Origin of the sequence: Lascolabacillus massiliensis (assembly GCF_001282625.1) — a bacterium.
GTDB lineage: Bacteria > Bacteroidota > Bacteroidia > Bacteroidales > Dysgonomonadaceae > Proteiniphilum > Proteiniphilum massiliensis.
On sequence record NZ_CTEJ01000002.1, the window covers coordinates 777,635 to 798,098 of the forward strand.

The following is a 20,464-nucleotide window of genomic DNA, read 5'->3' on the forward strand; positions in this document are numbered from 1 at the left end:
ATTGCTCGAAAACAGCACTAATGGAGTTGATGAGTCAATCGAAATAAATGAGAATAAAAGTAATAAAACATTAAATTAATTCTTATATTTACAAGTTGTATCCAATATAAAGCAGATCTGCAATAATATCAATTAATATTTAAGATATGAGAAACATTACGACCTTTTTAATTGCTCTATTAATCTGTGCATCTTGTTATGCACAACAAGCTCTATGGGGTGGAGAAACAATAATATCACCCGAGATACATGATGATAACAGTGTTACTTTCAGACTAAATGCTCCAAATGCAGAAAGAGTAGAGATTACAGGAGATTTCCTCCCTCCTCTGAAAATAGAGACCCCCAGAGGCATAAGTGAAGCTCCCGGGAGAGCAGAACTTGTTATAAATGAAAAAGGTATATGGGAATATAAAACAGAAGGACCACTCCCTTCTGAACTTTACAGTTACGCATTTTATGTGGACGGATTTCGTACTCTTGACCCTGCAAATGTTTTCATGATACGTGATGTGGCAACTGTTACCAGTCAGTTTATCATTGGTGATGGTCATGCAGATTACTATATAGTTAAAGATGTGCCACACGGATCAGTTACAAGAAGATGGTATGACAGTCCAACTCTTAAAGAACAACGACGTATTACAATTTACACTCCTCCCGGTTATGAAAGCAGTAACGAGACCTATCCTGTATTCTATCTCCTTCATGGTTCAGGAGGTGATGAAGAGGCATGGATTGCTTTAGGTCGCTCCGCACAAATTATGGATAACCTGATTGCTCAGGGTAAGGCTAAACCTATGATTGTGGTAATGCCCAACGGACATACCCAGAATGCTTCTGCACCAGGCGAATCAAGTCGCGAGTACCACCCCGCGATGGGAGGGGGACCTCGTGAAGCTGTGGCTACAATGGAAGATAGTTTTGGAGATATAATCAACTTTGTTGAGAGCAATTACAGAGTTAAAAAGGATAAAGCCAACCGCGCTATAGCAGGGTTGTCTATGGGAGGAAGACACTCAGCAGCAATCTCTGCCCAGTATGAGAACACCTTCGATTATATTGGAGTATTTTCAGCTCCTCCAATTTCGGCAGTGAGGATTGCAGATGAAGCAGAGAGAGCAAAAGCCGTGGATGAGTTTGTAAAGAAGCTTGAAGTACAGCAGAAAAATGGTTTCAAGCTCTACTGGATAGCATGTGGAAACAGCGACTTTGTATATCAGGAGCTCCCATTCTGTTTTAAAAAAATGGATGAGATAGGATTTAAATATACTTACAGAGAAAGTGATGGAGGCCATATATGGAGAAACTGGCGTATCTACCTCACTGAGTTTGCTCCGATGCTGTTTAAATAGATCAATTTCTAATTTACATATCTGTTTTTAAATGCCGTATGACAATTATTTCATACGGCATTTTTGTGGTAAACAGATATAATTAACCGATATAAAATAAGCATATTAACCATAAGCACTGTTCCTAATTTCCAAAAAAGTGACTAACTTTGTTAGTTGATATAAAATTCCGGCATCCTTTTTTTATGATTGATATGGATTCCTCAAAGAAAGAAATAAAATGAAAAAATCACTGCTTTTCTCCTTAGTTATTCTACTGGCCGCACTTGTGACCAGTGTAGTTTTATTGACATCTGGAAACGATCCGGTAAAAACTGAGATTGAAAAGCCTCAGGTGCTTTCGATGACAGCCTCAGTTTCTATTCCTGAAAGAATGACATTTGCGGGTGAGGAGATTGTTTTCGACCGTTATGATAAACGAGAGAGAATGGACCGGGAGCTGAACAGTTTCACCTATTTCCACTCAACGACAATGCTGTTGATAAAGAGGGCAAACCGCGTTTTTCCTATTATTGAACCGATACTTAAGAGAGAAGGTATTCCTGATGATATGAAATATCTTGCAGTGATTGAAAGCAATCTTGATCACAGAGCAGTATCACCTGCCAGTGCGGTTGGTTTATGGCAGTTTATACAGACGGCTGGTCGTGAAAACGGACTTGAAATAAGATCTGAAGTAGATGAGAGGTATCATATAGAAAAATCAACTGTTGCTGCATGCAAGTATCTCAAAAATGCATATAGGAGATATGGGTCATGGAGTGCTGCTTCAATGTCTTATAACGGAGGACAGGGAAGAATTACAAATGAACTGAGAAATCAGAAAGCAGAAGATGCACTTGATTTGTGGCTGGTGGAGGAAACCACCCGTTATTACTACCGTATGCTTGCAATAAAACAGATCTTTGAGAATCCGCAGCAATATGGTTTTGTAATAAAACCGGAACATCTTTACAAGCCCATGGAGTTTAAAAAGGTAGATGTTACAAATACAATACCCGACCTTGTATCATTTGCCCGTGAACATGGTATTACTTATGCACAATTAAAGGATTTCAACTCTTGGCTAAGATCTGACAAGCTTAATAATGCTTCCGGGAAGAAGTACACTATACTTATTCCTACAGAGGAAGATCTGTACTATAAAAAAGGGGGTAAACCCAAAGTACATAATCCCGCCTGGGTTGTCGACTGAATATAGAATATGACATCTGAAACAGAACTTATAAATGTGTACGGAGCTCGCGTACACAATCTTAAAAATATAGATGTAACAATCCCGCGCGACTCGCTGACGGTGGTTACCGGACTGAGTGGCAGTGGAAAATCATCTCTGGCTTTTGACACTATTTTTGCCGAAGGCCAGCGTCGTTATATAGAAACATTCTCAGCATATGCACGCGGTTTCTTAGGTAAACTTGAACGTCCCGATGTAGATAAGATTACAGGATTGAGCCCAGTAATCTCAATTGAACAAAAGACTACAAACAAGAACCCAAGATCGACTGTTGGAACCACAACTGAGATTTATGACTTCCTTCGTCTGCTGTATGCCCGTGCAGGGGAAGCCTATTCCTACATCACAGGCGAGAAGATGGTAAAATATACTGATGAACAGATTCTTGAACTAATTCTTGAGAAATATATCGGTAGGAAGATCTATATTCTTGCACCAGTTGTGAGGAACAGAAAAGGACACTACAAGGAACTATTTGAACAGATACGTAAAAAGGGTTATCTGAATGTGAGAGTAGACGGTGATATAAGGGAAATTCTACCCGGAATGAAAGTTGACCGCTACAAAAACCACAGCATAGAGATATTGATTGACAAGCTGGTGGTGTCAAATAAGTTTGAAGACAAGCTGAAAGCGAGTGTGAGAACAGCCATGAAGCAGGGAAACGGACTGATTCTTATATTGGATGTGGAAGCAGATGAGGTACGACATTATAGTCGCAGTTTAATGTGTCCCACTACAGGACTATCATACAGTGAGCCGGCCCCGCATAATTTCTCATTTAATTCGCCACAGGGAGCCTGCCCTCGCTGCAAGGGCCTTGGTGAACTGGATCAGGTGGATATTGAAAAGATAATACCTAATCCTGATCTAAGTATTGCAGCCGGTGGAATTGCTCCATTGGGTAAGGAGAAGAGCAATATGCTATTCTGGCAGATTGCTGCGATATGCGAAAAATATGGAGTAACCCTGAAAACAGCTATCAAAAACATTCCAGAGGAGGCTATTGATGAGATACTATATGGAACAAATGAGAGACTGAAAATAAAGAATGAGTCGCTTGGGAACTCCAACTACATGGTTTCTTACGAAGGAGTTACCAAATATATCGAGATGCAGCAGGAAGATGAAGCATCTGCTACTGCACAGAAATGGGCTGGACAGTTTATTACAACCTCAGTATGTCCGGAATGCAACGGTCAGCGCCTCAACAAGGAAGCCCTCCATTTTAAGATCAATGAAAAAAACATTGCAGAACTGGCCGATATGGATATACAGTCGCTTTACAACTGGTTTTCTGAATCCGTAACAGAAGTATCTGAAAAACAGAGATTGATTGTAAATGAGATAAAGAAAGAGATCTTGTCGCGATTACAGTTTCTGCTTGATGTGGGACTGGGCTACCTGTCCCTCTCACGTGCATCAGCATCACTATCGGGAGGTGAGAGTCAGCGTATCCGTCTTGCAACACAGATAGGATCTGAACTTGTAAATGTGCTTTACATTCTTGATGAACCAAGTATTGGACTACATCAGCGTGATAACCGCAGATTGATTGATTCACTGAAGAAACTGCGTGATACAGGCAATTCGGTTGTGGTGGTTGAGCATGACAAAGATATGATGCTGGCATCAGACTACATTGTTGATATGGGACCTTTTGCAGGCCGTAAAGGGGGAGAAGTAGTTTTTGCAGGCACCCCTGAAGAGATGCTGAAAAAGAATACCCTCACCTCAAATTACCTTAACGGCAAGCTTGAAATTGCTATTCCAAAAAACAGGAGAAAGGGAAACGGGAACTATCTAAAGATAATCGGTGCTTCGGGCAACAATCTGAAGAAGGTATCAGTAGCCCTTCCCCTGGGAACACTCACCTGTATAACCGGAGTATCGGGAAGCGGTAAATCCACACTTATAAATGACACACTTCAGCCAATACTTAGTCAGAAATTCTACAGGTCATTAAAAGACCCTCTACCATATGAGTCAGTAGAGGGAATAGAACATTTGGATAAAGTAGTCAGTGTTGACCAGTCGCCTATTGGCCGCACCCCCCGTTCTAACCCTGCTACTTATACCGGTGTATTCTCGGACATACGTAATCTTTTTGCCGGTATGCCGGAAGCAAAGATAAGAGGATATAAACCGGGAAGATTTTCATTTAATGTAAAGGGAGGCAGATGTGAAACATGCAAGGGCAACGGCTATAAAACAGTTGAAATGAATTTTCTACCAGATGTAATGGTTCCATGTGAAAACTGCCACGGTAAGCGATATAACCGCGAGACACTGGAAGTACGATTCAAAGGGAAATCCATTGCTGATGTACTTGATATGACAATAAATGTAGCGGTTGAATTTTTCGAAAATGTGCCATCAATACTGCATAAGATAAAGGTATTGCAGGAAGTAGGATTAGGATACATAAAACTTGGTCAATCGTCCACAACCCTTTCAGGCGGAGAGAGTCAGCGTGTGAAACTTGCCACTGAACTTGCCAGGACCGATACAGGCAATACCATGTATGTTCTGGATGAACCGACAACCGGACTACATTTCGAAGATATCAGAGTATTATTAACTGTACTCAATAAACTTGTTGAAAAGGGTAACAGCGTAATAGTAATTGAGCATAATCTTGATATAATAAAATGTGCAGATTATATAATCGACCTGGGTCCCGAAGGAGGTGAAAGAGGTGGCTATATTCTTACAACCGGAACTCCCGAAGAGATAGTTAAAAATAGAGATAGCTATACTGCTGTTTACCTGAGAGAAGAGTTAGTGCAATAAAAATTCGGACAGAGTAAAAAAATTTTGTTCCAACGTGAACAATTATACAGACTCTTTGTTTACTATTTTGAAATCACTTGTTATTAAGAACAATTATAAATTAAGAAAATATAAAATAATGGCAAATATTACGTTTAAAGGCAACCCTGTGACTACGGTCGGAGAACTTCCTGTGAAGGGAAATACAGCTCCCGATTTTAGTTTAGTTGATGGCAAACTTAATGAAGTTAAACTTTCTGACTACAGAGGAAAAAATGTTGTACTCAACATTTTCCCAAGTCTGGATACCGGCACATGTGCTGCTTCAGTAAGACGTTTCAATAAAGAAGCTGCTGCTCTCAACAATACAGTGGTACTTGGAATATCTGCCGACCTGCCATTTGCAGCAGGAAGATTTTGCTCTGCAGAGGGCATAGAAAATGTAGTTACTCTTTCGAACTTCCGCGATGAATCTTTCGGTAAAGATTATGGCCTTCTTATGACTGATGGCCCGCTGAAGGGACTACTTGCCCGAGCGGTAGTAGTTGTAAATCCGGAAGGGAAAGTAGTATATACAGAACTGGTTCCTGAGATTGCACAAGAGCCGGATTATAATTCTGCAATCAACTCGATAGTGTAGTTTGTTTCATGAAGATTGTGTTAACAAGGGAGGTCTGCGAAGTGATTCGCGGACCTTTCGCTTTTTAAATAGAAGCTGCAAAAATAAACAATCTTATTGAAATTAGCGTTTAAAATGCAAGAAACTAATTTAATATATGTAAATATGAAAAGAACATTAGGTCTTATTCTGATTATTGGAGCTATGGTACTGGGATATCTGGGTATAAGAGATCTTGGCTCAAGTTCAACTTCAGTGGATATTCTGGGCATTGAGTTAAGCGCAGAAGACAATAAAGCTAAAGAGATGGCCTATGTTAAGATTGGCCTTGGAGTTGTTGCTTTAATTGCAGGTGTTTATCTTTTTGGAAAAAAGAGCAAGTGACATGAATTGAGTAGTTAATCCTTTTAAACTAAGTTTCTTTTTCCTAAATTTGTACTTTCAATTACAGATAACACTTTCACCAATATATGGTAAAAAGAAAAAGGAAAAGAACTTCCCCGTCCAAAAAAAAACGCACTGACTGGATTCATTTGTTTAAAAGTGAGCGTACTCAATTTATATTGGGAGTTATTGTAGCTTTTGTCGGAATCTTCATGCTTCTGGCAATTATATCATTCTTTTTTACCGGTGCTGCCGATCAGAGCAAGGTACTCAATGTATCTTTCTGGCAACTTATCCGATCATCTAACCTTGAGGTGGACAACTGGACAGGCGCAGGTGGTGCTTTTATAGCTGAAAGACTTGTAAACGACTGGTTCGGGTTATTCTCTTCACTAATACCAATCTTCTTTATTTATATTGGCCTGCGTCTGATGCGGGTTTCAAAGTTTTCTTTTATTAAGGCACTGTTTGCTACGGCATTTGGATTGATATGCGGATCCATTTCAAGTGCATTTATTCTTGACAATATACTTCCTGACTCACATGTAAAATGGGGAGGAGCCCACGGTATTGAGATTGAACGATTCCTGGAGAGCAGTATTGGCTGGCCAGGTATAATACTGCTGATAATTCTTTTTATAGTTATCATTGTTGTGACTGTTAGAAGAAGTAATATGCATAAAATTCAGCAGACGCTTGTGGATAACAAGCCTTCATTTTTGAAGTTTGAAGAATCTGTTGAATCAGAAGCAACTATTGAACCTGATTTGCCTGAAAAAGAAAATAAACCGGGCATTTTTTCAAAACTATTCAGTTCGATCAAAGAAAAGCTCTCTTCAAATAACGGTACCGACATAGAGGAAGAGACAAGTCCTGAAGAAGAGATAGAGGAACCAATTGAAACAGAGACAAAAACTCCTGAAAGCTTATCACCCAAATATGTGGTTAAGCAGGATGATGACTTTGAAATCATCGTTCCAAAAGATGATGAGACAGATTCTCTGCCTGCAGATGATGATAAAGAGAATAAAAGAGACCTCTCATTTATTACGAATGGAAACCAGGAGGCATATGACCCTAAAAAGGATCTTTCGATGTTTAAGTTTCCGACACTCGATCTTCTGAAGGTTTACAATACAGGTGACAGGGAGATAAATATGGCTGAGCAGAATGAGAATAAAGACAAAATCATCTCTACGCTCAGAAACTACGGAATCGAGATAACTTCGATAAAAGCAACAGTTGGACCAACCATCACACTATATGAGATTGTTCCACAGGCAGGTGTAAGAATATCCAAGATCAGGAATCTAGAAGATGATATTGCATTAAGTTTATCAGCACTTGGAATTCGTATTATTGCACCCATGCCAGGGAAAGGAACGGTTGGCATTGAGGTGCCAAACAAGGACCCTCAGATTGTATCTATGCATTCTGTTTTATCATCCAAGCGATATCAGGAGTGTAACTATGAGCTTCCTGTTGCATTAGGTAAAACAATTACCAACGAGGTTTTTATTTTTGACCTTACCAAGATGCCTCATCTACTGGTGGCAGGTGCTACTGGGCAGGGAAAATCGGTGGGACTAAACGCGATCATCACCTCTCTGCTATATAAAATGCATCCTGCTGAGATGAAGATGGTTCTGATAGACCCTAAGATGGTTGAGTTCAACATCTATTCTATTATAGAAAACCATTATCTTGCTAAACTTCCGGATGAAGATAAGCCTATAATCACAGATGTTTCAAAGGTGACACAGACTCTGAACTCACTTACAAAGGAGATGGATGATCGTTATGAGTTGCTCATGAAAGCTCATGTACGTGCTATCAGGGAGTACAATGAGAAATTTATAAACAGGAGGTTAAATCCAAACAATGGTCACAGATATCTGCCATATATTGTTGTGGTAATTGATGAGTTTGGTGACCTTATTATGACTGCCGGCAAAGAAATTGAGATGCCAATTGCCCGTATTGCACAAAAGGCACGAGCTGTTGGTATACATATGATTATAGCCACACAGAGACCTACAACAAATATTATAACCGGTACAATCAAGGCTAACTTCCCTGCCAGGATGGCTTTCCGTGTAACATCGCAAATCGACTCCCGCACTATACTCGACATGAGTGGTGCCAACCAGCTTATTGGACGAGGTGATATGCTTTTCTCACAGGGAAGTACGCTGACACGTATTCAGTGCGCATTTGTGGATACACCTGAGCTGGATGATATAACTAAATACATAGGAAAACAACAGGGCTATGATGCTGCTTATCCTCTGCCTGAAGTGATCTCGGATGCAGAAGCAGCTCCAGGTGCTGTTGATTTGAACGATAGGGATGTGCTGTTTGAAGAGGCGGCTAGATTAATTGTTGTACATCAGCAAGGATCAACTTCACTTATTCAGCGTAAGTTCTCGATTGGGTATAACCGTGCCGGCCGACTAATGGATCAACTGGAAGCAGCCGGAATTGTGGGCGGGGCACAGGGCAGTAAACCGCGTGAAGTATTTATTCAGGACGAGTATTCACTTGAAAAGCTGCTTGATTCATTGAATTAATGCTTAATTGATATTAAACCGAAAACTGATTCTCCTGTCAGTATTGTACATTTATATAATTATGAATTGTGTATAAAAGACTGACTAAATAATTAATATTATTCATATGAAACGTTTAGCATCAATACTTCTGGTTTTATCAATTACAGTAATCGCCATTGCGCAAGACTCATCACAGTCAAGAGCTATACTTGATAAAACTCACTCAGCATACATGCTGTCTGATGGTATTAAATTATCGTTCACCTCTGCTATGGGTGAGGCTGGATCAAATGATTTTGATTCTCAAAAAGGGGAAGCATTCATTAAAGGTAACAAGTTCAGACTTGAGATGGAAGATATGATTATATGGTTTGACGGAACTACTCAATGGGTACTACTTAAAGATGTTGATGAAGTAAATATAAGCAACCCTACAGAGAGTGAACTGGCCACTGTTAGTCCTGTAGCACTTTTAAGTATATATAAAGAGGGATATACATTGAAAGCACCTGTAACAAAAACTGTTAACGGAAAGAGCGTGTATTCGATAGATATGAACCCAATTGCAGTAAACAGTGATATAAAGTCGATATCAGTCGCAGTTGACAAAACCAACAATCGTCTTGTTCAGGTAATTTTAACCATGAGTAATGATTTGCTTACCAAGATAGATATCACAGACTACAATGATAACTTCAAGTATAACGACAGTGAGTTTACTTTCAATAAAAACAATCATCCCGGTGTTGAAATTGTGGATCTCAGGTAGTTGATTTCCACTATATATTTTCCATTTAATATAAATAGATTAATGTAATATCTGTTTCAGATATAATGGAATAGTAGTATCTTTGAGATAAATAAACTATCAAAATAAAGAAATTAATATGAATGAAAAAGTTCGTGTACTGATCCTGGGATCAGGACCGGCAGGTTATACTGCGGCTATTTATGCTGCAAGAGCAAACCTGAACCCTGTACTTTATGAGGGTCTGGAACCAGGTGGTCAGCTAACAACCACAACTGAGGTAGAAAACTATCCAGGTTACCCTGATGGTGTAACAGGCCCGGCCATGATGGAGGACTTCAAAAAGCAGGCTATTAAATATGGTGCTAAAGTATTACCAGGGAGAGCAACTGCTGTTGATTTCTCGACACGTCCTCTGAAGGTGACTATTGATAACGAAAAGGTTATTGAAACTGATACTGTTATAATTTCCACAGGTGCTACTGCAAAGTATCTGGGACTAGAAGATGAGACTAAATATGCAGGTCAGGGTGTATCTGCATGCGCTACTTGTGACGGTTTCTTTTACAGAAAGAAAAAGGTTGCAGTTGTAGGTGGTGGCGACACTGCATGTGAAGAGGCTACTTACCTCTCAGGTCTTGCTGACAAGGTTTATATGATTGTTCGAAAACCATATCTGCGCGCTTCTCAGATTATGCAGGACAGAGTGATGAATAATCCAAAGATTGAAATATTGTTTGAGCATAATGCAGTAGGTCTGTTTGGAGATAATGGCGTTGAAGGAGTTCATCTTGTTAAAAGGATGGGTGAAGCAGATGAGGAAAAGGTGGATATAGCAGTTGATGGATTTTTCCTGGCCATTGGTCACAAACCTAATACAGAGATTTTCAAAGATTATATCGAACTCGATAATGTTGGGTACATTAAAACTGAGCATCCATACACAAGAACAAATGTTGAAGGAGTATTTGCTTGTGGTGATGTGGCAGATCCTATATATCGTCAGGCAGTTACTGCAGCAGGAACGGGTTGCCGTGCAGCTATGGATGCAGAACGTTATCTGAGCGAAAAAGGTTTATAATACTCACTTGTTGAGAAAACCATAAATTATTGGTGCCTCCGGCTTAATTAGTCGGAGGCATTTTTTTATACCTGAGTCTATACCTTAATTACACACTTTTTAAATGACAATCTGTGTTAAATATGGATTAATTGAGAAGAGCCGCAATTATAAAACTATTCTCGATACAAGTATCTTTAATTAAATAAGATATAACCATAATTATTATTAATATTATTTATTAATTATGCCTTTTATACTCATTCCATTTTATTAATAAAAATATTTATTTTACTTTTGTGTTTATATATTTAATTTATTAGTCCTATTTTTTAAATTCTCATTATTTATTAAGTTGGAAATATAAATTTATATACTAAATTAATTGATTAATCAACTAGTAATAAACTAAAAACGCGAGAATGAAATGAAAAAATGCAAACAATTAGGCTACAGAAGCTTTGTTACTCTTATTTTGAGCTTCTTCGCCTTAACAATCTCTGCACAAACAGTTACCGTGAGTGGTAATATTACCGATGATACCGGCTTCGAAGTTATCGGGGCGACAGTTATCGTTGAAGGTGATGCGACTCGTGGTACTGTTACCGACATTGACGGTAATTATACCCTAACTGATGTGCCGGCAAGTGGAAACCTGCAAATCAGTTATGTTGGTATGAGAACACAGGTAGTTCCGGTTAATGGCAGAACAACAATCGACATTGTTCTGGCAACAGACACAGAACTTCTGGACGAGGTAGTAGTGGTAGGTTACGGTACTCAGAAAAAAGTGAACGTTACCGGATCTGTATCTGCTATCGACTCAAAATCATTAGAATCAAGACCTGTACAGAATGTATCCCAGGCTCTTCAAGGTGTTATACCGGGATTGAACTTGACACAATCCAGTGGAGTTGGTGGAACACTTGACAGCCAGATGTCTATTAATATTCGTGGAGCAGGTACAATTGGAAGTGGCTCCAACTCATCACCTCTTATTTTAATTGATGGTGTAGAAGGAAACATTAATGCAATCAACCCTGCTGATATTGAGAGTATCTCTGTACTGAAAGATGCTGCATCTTCATCTATTTATGGTGCACGTGCAGCTTTTGGTGTTATTCTTGTAACGACTAAATCAGGTAAGAGCGGGAAGCCAAGTATTTCATATCAGGCTAATATCCGTTTTTCAGATGCTAATCAGGTACCTAAGATGCTTGATTCATACAGATTTGCTCAGTACTTCAACGAAGCTGCAAGAAATTCGGGACAGGGAGCTATTTTCTCTGAAGAGGCACTGCAGAACATACTTGACTATCAGGCTTACCAGAATGGAACATTCACAGGTGAGCTGACTGACAGAAACAGAGACGCCGTAATGTATGGAACTACTGCAGGAAGCAATAACAGATGGCTTCTGTACGGTGGTGCTAATGCAAACACTGACTGGTTTGCTGAAATGTATCGTGACTGGGTACCATCACAGGAACACAATATGAGTGTTAGTGGTGGTAGTGATAAAATAACGTATTTAATAAGTGGGAACTTCCTTGATCTGAATGGGTTGATTCGTCATGGAAAAGACAATTTCAACCGTTATTCTATAAATGGAAAGATATCTGCAGAACTTGCAGATTGGGTAACTCTGAATTACAGCAGTCGTTGGGTACGTGAAGAGTATTCAAGACCTTCTTATATGACTGGCCTGTTCTTCCATAACATTGCAAGACGTTGGCCTACAAACCCTGTAATTGACCCTAATGGTCACTATCATGAAGGTAATGAAATCCTTCAGATGAGAGATGGTGGTGTTGATAAAAGCGAGAAAGATTATCTGTACCAGCAGCTACAGTTTGTATTTGAACCTGTAAAAGACTGGTATATCAGAGCAGAAGGTAACTACAATACAATCAATCGTTTTAACCACTGGGATGTATTGCCTATTTATGGATATGATACAAACAATCAGCCATTTGCTGCTCCATGGCAAGGTGGTGACGCAGGCAAATCCAACATTTATGAAGGTGCTACTAAAGACAACTTCGCTTCTGTAAATGTATACTCAGACTACACTTTTTCTCTTGCTGATGCTCACACATTCACTGTAATGGGTGGTACAAATATCGACTTGATGAAAACAAGAAACCTGGGTGGTTCAAAACAGGACTTAATAACTCCTCTGGTTCCAACACTTAATACTGCTACCAATCCGACACCAAGTATCTCTGGCGGGTACGGACACTGGGCAAATCTTGGTTTCTTCAGCAGATTAAACTATAACTACAAAGAAAAATATCTTTTCGAAGCTAACGTAAGACGTGACGGATCTTCAAGATTCGTTGGTGATAAGAGATGGGGTACTTTCCCTTCATTCTCTGTTGGATGGAATATGGCTCATGAAGATTTCTTCGCTCCACTTGCTGACAAAATAAGCATGTTTAAACTAAGAGCATCTTGGGGTCAGCTTGGAAATATGAATACAAGCAGTTGGTATCCATTCTTCCTGTCAATGCCTGTTAGTTCAAGTGCAGGTAATTGGTTAGTTGATGGCAGAAAACCAAACATCTCTTCTGCTCCTGGAATTGTAAGCTCATTAATGACATGGGAAACTATTCAGTCTTGGAACCTTGGTTTGGACTGGAACTCACTCAATGGACGTTTTACAGGTGCATTTGATGTCTTTAACCGTACAACAAAGGATATGATTGGACCTGCACCAGAATTGTCTTCTATCTTAGGTACAGGCGTTCCAAGAGTTAACAACGCAGACATGGAGTCTTACGGTTGGGAGCTTGAGGTTAACTGGAGAGATATGATCCAGGATTTCTCATATGGTGTGAAGCTTGTACTTTCTGATGACCAGCAAAGAATTACTCGTTATCCAAATGATACTTATAGCTTAAGTACATGGTATAACGGTCGTATGAACGGTGAAATATGGGGTTATACAACAGAAGGAATTGCAAAATCTGATGCAGAGATGCAAGCCCACTTAGAAAACAACAGACCTGTATGGGGAAGTAACTGGGCTGCTGGTGATGTTATGTATAAAGACCTGAATGGCGATGGTGTTGTAAACAATGGAGCTAACACTCTTGATGATCATGGAGATATGACCATAATTGGCAACAGCATTCCTCGCTATAAGTTTGGTGTTACTCTTGATGCAGCATGGAAAGGAATCGACTTAAGAGTATTCTTCCAGGGAGTAGGAAAAAGAGACTATATGCTTGGCGGACCATATTTCTGGGGTGCTTCAGGAGGTATGTGGCAATCAACCGCCTTCGAAGAGCATTGGGATTTCTTCCGTGACGAAGACAACCCTCTTGGAGCAAACTTAGATGCATATTATCCAAGACCACTTTTCTCAGGCGAAGGAAAGAACCAGTACACACAAACAAGATATCTGCAGAATGCAGCATATCTGAGACTTAAGAATATTCAACTAGGATATACCTTACCAAGCAGTATTGTTAATAAAGCTGGTATGCAGAATGTACGTTTTTATATCTCAGGTGATAACCTTTTGACTTTATCAGAGATTACAGGTGTATTTGATCCTGAACTCCTTGGTGGAGACTGGGGTAACGGTAAACTATACCCACTTAGCAAGGTTATTTCTGTTGGTTTGAATATTAACTTTTAATCAATAACAACAATAAGATGAATACTATATATAAACATTTTTTATTAATTATTGGAGTATTGGTTCTATCTCTCACTTCTTGTGAGGACTTCCTGGACAGAGAGCCTCTGGACCAGGTTGGACCAAACCAATTCCTCAGTTCTGAAAGCGATCTTGCTTCATTTCCCATTAACTATTACTCTTCTTTGTTCAGCACTCATGGTGGATGGAGCACAGGTATAGGCCGTTTGGATGACCACACTGACAATCAGGCTACATCAAATCCTAATCTTGGTTTATATGAACCGGGAAACCGTTTGGTTCCACAAAATGGTGACTTAGGTTTTGGAAATATCAGGGCATTTAACTTCTTCCTTCAGGAGGTGTTACCAAAAAGAACTGACAATGCACTTTCAGGAAACACACTGATGATAGATCACTATATTGGTGAAGTATATATGCTAAGAGCAATGGCTTATTTTGACAGACTAAAAACCTATGGTGACTTCCCAATTGTAACCACAGTTCTTCCTGATCAGGAGGAGATTCTGGTTGCAGCAGCTGAACGTAAGCCACGTAATCTTGTTGCACGTCAAATAATTTCTGACCTGGACTCTGCAATATTACTTATGCAGAATGGTGTATCGAATAAAACAAGACTCACCAAAGATGCAGCACTCTTAGCTAAATCAAGAGTAGCACTTTATGAAGCATCTTTCCTTAATTATCACAGAGGCACACCACGTGTACCGGGTGAAGCAGGCTGGCCGGGTGCTTCTATGAGCTACAACAGCGGTTTCTCAATCAATCTTGATAGTGAGATCGACTGGTTCCTGGATCAAGCTATGGATGCAGCAAAACAGGTCGCAGATAAAATTGAGTTAACAGCTAACTCTGGTGTATTAAATCCTCCTTCAAGAGCAGAATTTGCAGGATGGAATCCATATTTTGACATGTTCTCTTCAAGAGACATGGGTAAATTCGATGAAATATTATTCTGGCGTCAATATGATCTTTCACTTTCTATTACACATGGTGTAACTATATATATTGAAAGAGGAGCAAATACAGGATTAACAAAAGGTTTTGTTGATGGCTTCCTGATGAAGAACGGTCTGCCTATCTATGCACAAGGTTCAGAATACAAAGGAGATACATTCATCACTGATCTGAAAGAGAATCGTGATGAGCGTCTTCAGCTTTTCCTTTTTGATGAAGATGATCCAGTACACATTAAGAGTGATTCAGCCATCTTTACTGCACCGCTGATTATCAACCTTCAGGAGGTTAGAGACGTTACAGGTTACAGATCAAGAAAATTCATGAACTATGATCCTTCTGAAGCACCGGGTTCTGATTTGACAGCAACTGCAGGTTCTCCAATCTTCCGTGCTGCAGAAGCTTATCTGAACTATATAGAGGCTTCTTACATGAAGAAAGGAACTATTGATGCTGTTGCAGACAGATACTGGAGAGCTTTGAGAACAAGAGCCGGTGTTGATGCTGATTACAATAAAACTATTACTGCTACAGATATGAGTATTGAGGCTCTGGGTGACTGGGGTGCATATTCAGGTGGTACTTTGGTTGATCCTACTCTTTATAACATCCGTCGTGAACGCAGAAATGAATATCTGAGTGAAGGTATTCGTTATGATGACCTTATCAGATGGAGAGCTATGGATCAGGTTAAAAACTATATAATTGAAGGATTCAATTTATGGGATGAGGCATATAAGAACTCTATCTATACAGATCCTAAACCAGGTGAAGTGACAAGTGCAGGATTGGTTGATGATGGTAGTTCAGATGCTAATGTTTCAAGTAGAGACTTAAGTAAATATCTGCGTCCATATCAGATTCTGAATTCATCTACAAATACAATATTTAATGGTTACAACTGGTCGGAAGCCAATTATCTGGCACCAATTCCATTTAGACAGATGCAGCTTGCCTCACCTGATGGAACAGCAGATAATTCAAATCTGTATCAGAATCCATATTGGCCGGCACAACCAAATGCTAAGGCAGAAAGATAATTTGGATTTACATCCATGACATAAAGAAGGGCCGCTCCTGTGAGCGGCCTTTTTTTTACCCTGTTTTCTCGAACAATATTTTAAATAAGTGAAAAATATAGCTATTTTTGTTACAGCAACACAAAAAAACCACTCTTATGAAAAAAATTCTTATACTATCATTACTACTATTATCTCAAATGGTGGCGTCTGCACAACAACTGGAAGGTGTGTATAAAAACGGGAACGACTCGATAATTTTCATGGGAGATAAGGTTTCATTCAGAATTACAGGTTTTGCGGGACTATCCACAGTTCAGGTTGGCGAAGGAAGTTATGAATTAATTGAAAATTTCATGCTTATAAATACGACTGACTATCCCGGACATAAAACATCCTATTCATCGCAGGATGCAATTAGCGAGGATACGTGCAGAGTAAGAGTGGTAAGTATTGACAATTACCCTGTTCAGGGTATTCTTGTGGAATCTAAAAACAGCTCAGGTAAAGTTTTGAATGCCGGTGTTACAGATAGCAATGGAAGTGTAATATTTACTGATTTTGATAAAATAGGCAAGATAACAGCCTTTGCAATGGGATATCACCCTATTACATTTGATTTTAGTATGGGTAAGGATTATATTATAAAAATTGCCGAGAATGATATTATTGAAAACAGGACTGTTGCTTTCAGAATAAATATAATAGATGATAAATCATTCTCCATTTTACTACTTTCCGATGATTTGAAAACTAATAAAGATTTGGAGAAAGAGCTTACTAAACTAAACAAACGAGCCAGTAAATCAAATTTAATTGAGAAAAGGTTCACTAAAGAACTCCCAATTTTTATAAGATAGTTACTGGCTATTAGTTGCTTTTCTGATTAATTGTTTCAGTTGAAAATGTATATCAGAGCCTGTGTTAAGACAACTTTTGTCTCACGATAGCAGAAATGGTTCCACCATCAGCTTTTCCACCAAGTTCTTTTGTGGCTATACCCATAACTCTTCCCATATCTTTCATAGTGGAAGCACCTGTGTCGGCAATTATTCTCATGACTTCTGCCTCTATTTCTTCTTTTGAAAGCTGTTTAGGTAAATATTCCTGGATAACCTTCATCTGCTCAATCTCAGTTTCTGCCAGATCTTCCCTACCCTGCTCTTTATATATTTCAGCACTCTCCTTGCGTTGTTTTACCATCTTTTGAAGAATAGCTATTGCTTTATCATCTGCAAGTTCATCTGCTGCACCTTTAGCAGTCTTAGCTTCCAGAAACTCTTTCTTTACCCCTCTTAATGCATCAAGACGGACCTTATCTTTAGCCAGCATTGCTTTTTTTATCTCTTCTGTGATAGTATCGAATAGTGTCATAACAGTTATCTTTTTTCAAATGATTTTAAATGTATTTGTACCTGAATTATAAAATATAAAATTCATCTCTTAGTCGAACAGAGTAGCCGACTGGTTAAGTTTATCTATATGATATGTTCTGGGATTAAAAGTTCTATCCCTTTTAAATACCGGGTTCTTCTCCAAAGCCTCCAGAATCTTATCATCGTCCAGCTCCTCTAAAGTAAGTATAAATGGCTCCTGTCTGTAATTGTTTGCTGAAAGAGTTTCCAATCCGGCTTTTCCATAATACTTCTCAATAAGCTCCTTATCTTTGATCTCGCGTTTTCGCTCTTCATCTTCCTGAATCTTACGCTGTAGCTCATCAGCTTTACTCTCTTCCAGTTTAATCTCTTCTATACCGGGAACATTATTAATTGAGAATCCAGTCGCCAGCAGCGTCACCTTAACCTCTTTATCCAGTGATTCATCAACTGCAGCACCCCAGATTACTTCAATATCATTACTGAATTTTGACATAAAATCATGAAGTGCATTCATCTCTTCCATCATCAAAGGATTTTCTTCTCCAAAGCAGAGATTTATCAATATTTTCTTAGAGTTGAAAACATCGTTATTGTTGAGCAGAGGAGAGTGCAGAGCGTCTTTTATAGCCTCATTAATACGGTCACTTCCTGTTCCTTTTCCACTACTCATTATGGCCACTCCACCATCTTTTAATGTAGTATTTACATCAGCAAAGTCGAGATTAACATGACCATGTACAGTGATGATTTCCGCAATGCTCTTTGCAGCAGTGGTAAGAGTATCATCAGCTTTGGCAAATGCATTAAGTACAGTAAGATCACTATATATATCACGCAGACGTTCGTTGTTTATTACAAGCAAAGCATCTACATTCTTGGCAATCTCTTCTACACCTTTTAGAGCCTGAACAATTTTTCTGGATCCTTCGAACACAAAAGGTATAGTAACAATTCCTACTGTAAGAATACCTAACTCTTTGGCTACACGGGCAATTACAGGGGCTGCTCCAGTTCCGGTTCCACCACCCATTCCCGCAGTAATAAATACCATGCGTGTACCATCGTTAAGCAGATCTTCAATCAGATCCACACTCTCTTCAGCGGCTTTTCTGGCGATTTCAGGTTTGTTCCCGGCACCTAATCCACCGGTTGTAGTTGTACCTAACTGAACTTTTACAGGTACCGGAGATTCCATCAAAGCCTGATTATCTGTATTACATAATGCAAATGAGACATTATGAATACCTTCTCTGAACATATGATTTACGGCGTTACCGCCACCTCCACCAACACCAATTACTTTAATAATTGCGTCTGTATGACTCTCTATTTGAAAATCTAATAAATCGTAATCCATCAATGTGTACCTTTTAATTATTCATCCTCATCAGAAAACATATTCTCAAACATATCGCCGAATTTTGAAAAGAGACCCGGTTTTTGAGTTTTCTTGGTCTTCTTCACTGCTTTTGCAGTTTCTCTATACTCTTTTTTCTCACTTTCTTTAGAGAATTCCTCTTCGTCATATTCATTATAAACATGGCGATCCTCATAGTGACAGCTCTCTTTACCAAACAACAACATCCCTAAAACCTGAGTAAATGAGGGGTCATTGATAAGTTCAGAAGCATTATTTATAAAAGTTTTTTTAGCTGTTGCTTTTCTTACAGGCATCTTGAACTTGTGAGTCAAGTAATCAGTCATATTCTTTAATTGTGATGCGCCCCCCGTAATTATCATTCCGGAACCCAGTTCATTCTCGAGACCTGAAAGTCTGATCTGCTCTTTAAGGTTTGCAGAAATTTCATCAAGTCGTAATCCAATCACCCTGTTGAGCTCTGTTAGATCTACATCAGGCTTTGAAGAGAATGGTGATGTGAAAAAAGGACTTTCGTGATTCTCATATGCTTTTCCGAACTTAATTTTTAATTGCTCTGCGTCATTTTCAGTTATATTCAACGCACATATATCTTTAGTGATATTCTTACCACCAAAAGGAATCACAACCATCCTCTTTAAAATCCCATTTTTATATATTGATAGAGTGGTAGTGCCTGCACCGAAATCAACAAATGCACAACCCAGCTCTTTTTCTTCATCGTTCAATGCTATAGCAGCTGACGCTAGAGCACCTATAACATATCCGGCAATTGGGAGTTTAGCTTTATCACTAAAGCTTTTCTCAATATTAGACAGTAAATTGGGTCTGCCTGTTACAATCCTGTAAGCTGCTTCTATTTGCGTACCAGCAACACCTACTGGGTTAAGTTCCTGCTTACCATCAATATAATATTCAACATCTGCGACAGCATAATTTCTTTTCAGATCGGGAGTAAATTTCTCGGCAGACTCCTGTAACTGTTTGATCACTTCTTCGGACACTATTCCACCGGTAGAGAGCTGTTTTGTGTCCCTGACCTCCATAGTATGCAGTGACTGTCCGTTAAGAGAAACATATACTTTACCTATTTTTTGATCTATACTGTTTTCAAGCATAGTCATTAATTTCCTGACACTTGCTCCGGTTTCTTCAATGTTGTAAACCATACCTCTGCGTATTGAGTTGCCAGAATCAATGGTTTTACTTTCGAGTATTGAAAAAACATTATTGTCGTTCCTGCGAGCAACAACACCTTTTATTTTATATGTTCCCAGATCTATTACAGCTATAAATTCTGATTGCGTCATATATTGGCTATATTTTTTTGTTGTGAT

Annotated in this window: 14 protein-coding genes; 11 read left to right on the plus strand and 3 right to left on the minus strand. The window is 39.1% G+C overall.

What is annotated here, in order from left to right; translation table 11 throughout:
• Positions 1-146 precede the first annotated feature (146 nt).
• The 11 genes from BN1354_RS08015 (at position 147) to BN1354_RS08065 (ending at position 17,230) form a co-directional block, all read left to right on the plus strand.
• Complete coding sequence (locus BN1354_RS08015; RefSeq protein ID WP_053826795.1) at positions 147-1,355, plus strand: esterase; 1,209 nt, start codon at positions 147-149, stop codon at positions 1,353-1,355.
• Positions 1,356-1,575: 220 nt separating this feature from the next.
• A complete protein-coding gene (locus tag BN1354_RS08020; RefSeq protein WP_053826796.1) occupies positions 1,576-2,550 on the plus strand; it encodes a lytic transglycosylase domain-containing protein in 975 nt (324 codons plus the stop codon).
• Positions 2,551-2,559: 9 nt separating this feature from the next.
• Positions 2,560-5,385 (plus strand): excinuclease ABC subunit UvrA, encoded by a 2,826-nt coding sequence (gene uvrA, locus BN1354_RS08025; RefSeq protein ID WP_045088947.1) that lies wholly within the window; start codon positions 2,560-2,562, stop codon positions 5,383-5,385.
• Between the two features lie 118 nt (positions 5,386-5,503).
• On the plus strand, positions 5,504-6,004 hold the full coding sequence (gene tpx / locus BN1354_RS08030; protein WP_045090764.1) for a thiol peroxidase: 501 nt from the start codon (positions 5,504-5,506) through the stop codon (positions 6,002-6,004).
• A 144-nt stretch (positions 6,005-6,148) separates the two neighbouring features.
• Entirely contained in the window at positions 6,149-6,367 is a 219-nt protein-coding gene (locus tag BN1354_RS08035; RefSeq protein ID WP_154904838.1) for a hypothetical protein, read from the plus strand.
• Positions 6,368-6,453: 86 nt separating this feature from the next.
• Positions 6,454-8,937 carry an FtsK/SpoIIIE family DNA translocase gene (locus tag BN1354_RS08040; RefSeq protein ID WP_053826797.1) on the plus strand — a complete coding sequence of 828 codons (2,484 nt, stop codon included), beginning with the start codon at positions 6,454-6,456 and terminating at the stop codon, positions 8,935-8,937.
• A gap of 106 nt (positions 8,938-9,043) precedes the next feature.
• The gene (locus BN1354_RS08045) at positions 9,044-9,688 is read left to right on the plus strand and encodes an outer membrane lipoprotein periplasmic chaperone LolA1 (protein ID WP_045088944.1); all 645 of its coding nucleotides are present in this window, start codon (positions 9,044-9,046) and stop codon (positions 9,686-9,688) included.
• 118 nt (positions 9,689-9,806) lie between these two features.
• Positions 9,807-10,748 carry a thioredoxin-disulfide reductase gene (trxB, locus tag BN1354_RS08050; protein WP_045088943.1) on the plus strand — a complete coding sequence of 314 codons (942 nt, stop codon included), beginning with the start codon at positions 9,807-9,809 and terminating at the stop codon, positions 10,746-10,748.
• Positions 10,749-11,154: 406 nt separating this feature from the next.
• Positions 11,155-14,373, plus strand: a complete 3,219-nt coding sequence (locus BN1354_RS08055) for a SusC/RagA family TonB-linked outer membrane protein (RefSeq protein ID WP_045088942.1) — start codon at positions 11,155-11,157, stop codon at positions 14,371-14,373.
• 17 nt (positions 14,374-14,390) lie between these two features.
• Positions 14,391-16,391, plus strand: coding sequence for a RagB/SusD family nutrient uptake outer membrane protein (locus tag BN1354_RS08060; RefSeq protein WP_053826798.1), 2,001 nt, complete (start codon positions 14,391-14,393; stop codon positions 16,389-16,391).
• Between the two features lie 137 nt (positions 16,392-16,528).
• The gene (locus BN1354_RS08065) at positions 16,529-17,230 is read left to right on the plus strand and encodes a hypothetical protein (protein ID WP_053826799.1); all 702 of its coding nucleotides are present in this window, start codon (positions 16,529-16,531) and stop codon (positions 17,228-17,230) included.
• Positions 17,231-17,294: 64 nt separating this feature from the next.
• Here BN1354_RS08065 and BN1354_RS08070 read toward each other — a convergent pair whose 3' ends face one another.
• The 3 genes from BN1354_RS08070 to ftsA all read right to left on the minus strand — a co-directional run bounded on the left by BN1354_RS08070 (position 17,295) and on the right by ftsA (position 20,437).
• A complete protein-coding gene (locus tag BN1354_RS08070; protein ID WP_045088939.1) occupies positions 17,295-17,744 on the minus strand; it encodes a GatB/YqeY domain-containing protein in 450 nt (149 codons plus the stop codon).
• A 69-nt stretch (positions 17,745-17,813) separates the two neighbouring features.
• Positions 17,814-19,106, minus strand: coding sequence for a cell division protein FtsZ (ftsZ, locus tag BN1354_RS08075; RefSeq protein WP_045088938.1), 1,293 nt, complete (start codon positions 19,104-19,106; stop codon positions 17,814-17,816).
• 17 nt (positions 19,107-19,123) lie between these two features.
• Positions 19,124-20,437: a cell division protein FtsA gene (ftsA, locus tag BN1354_RS08080; RefSeq protein ID WP_052673065.1), complete on the minus strand. Its 1,314-nt coding sequence runs from the start codon at positions 20,435-20,437 to the stop codon at positions 19,124-19,126.
• Between the last annotated feature and the right edge of the window lie 27 nt (positions 20,438-20,464).

Excerpts from the sequence above, each read along its gene's own strand:
- BN1354_RS08020 (WP_053826796.1), top strand. The coding sequence starts at position 1,576 with ATGAAAAAATCACTGCTTTTCTCCTTAGTTATTCTACTGGCCGCACTT.
- BN1354_RS08070 (WP_045088939.1), bottom strand. The coding sequence starts at position 17,744 with ATGACACTATTCGATACTATCACAGAAGAGATAAAAAAAGCAATGCTG.
- BN1354_RS08015 (WP_053826795.1), top strand. The coding sequence starts at position 147 with ATGAGAAACATTACGACCTTTTTAATTGCTCTATTAATCTGTGCATCT.
- ftsA (WP_052673065.1), bottom strand. The coding sequence starts at position 20,437 with ATGACGCAATCAGAATTTATAGCTGTAATAGATCTGGGAACATATAAA.
- trxB (WP_045088943.1), top strand. The coding sequence starts at position 9,807 with ATGAATGAAAAAGTTCGTGTACTGATCCTGGGATCAGGACCGGCAGGT.
- uvrA (WP_045088947.1), top strand. The coding sequence starts at position 2,560 with ATGACATCTGAAACAGAACTTATAAATGTGTACGGAGCTCGCGTACAC.
- BN1354_RS08060 (WP_053826798.1), top strand. The coding sequence starts at position 14,391 with ATGAATACTATATATAAACATTTTTTATTAATTATTGGAGTATTGGTT.
- BN1354_RS08040 (WP_053826797.1), top strand. The coding sequence starts at position 6,454 with ATGGTAAAAAGAAAAAGGAAAAGAACTTCCCCGTCCAAAAAAAAACGC.
- BN1354_RS08065 (WP_053826799.1), top strand. The coding sequence starts at position 16,529 with ATGAAAAAAATTCTTATACTATCATTACTACTATTATCTCAAATGGTG.
- BN1354_RS08055 (WP_045088942.1), top strand. The coding sequence starts at position 11,155 with ATGAAAAAATGCAAACAATTAGGCTACAGAAGCTTTGTTACTCTTATT.
- tpx (WP_045090764.1), top strand. The coding sequence starts at position 5,504 with ATGGCAAATATTACGTTTAAAGGCAACCCTGTGACTACGGTCGGAGAA.
- BN1354_RS08035 (WP_154904838.1), top strand. The coding sequence starts at position 6,149 with ATGAAAAGAACATTAGGTCTTATTCTGATTATTGGAGCTATGGTACTG.
- BN1354_RS08045 (WP_045088944.1), top strand. The coding sequence starts at position 9,044 with ATGAAACGTTTAGCATCAATACTTCTGGTTTTATCAATTACAGTAATC.
- ftsZ (WP_045088938.1), bottom strand. The coding sequence starts at position 19,106 with ATGGATTACGATTTATTAGATTTTCAAATAGAGAGTCATACAGACGCA.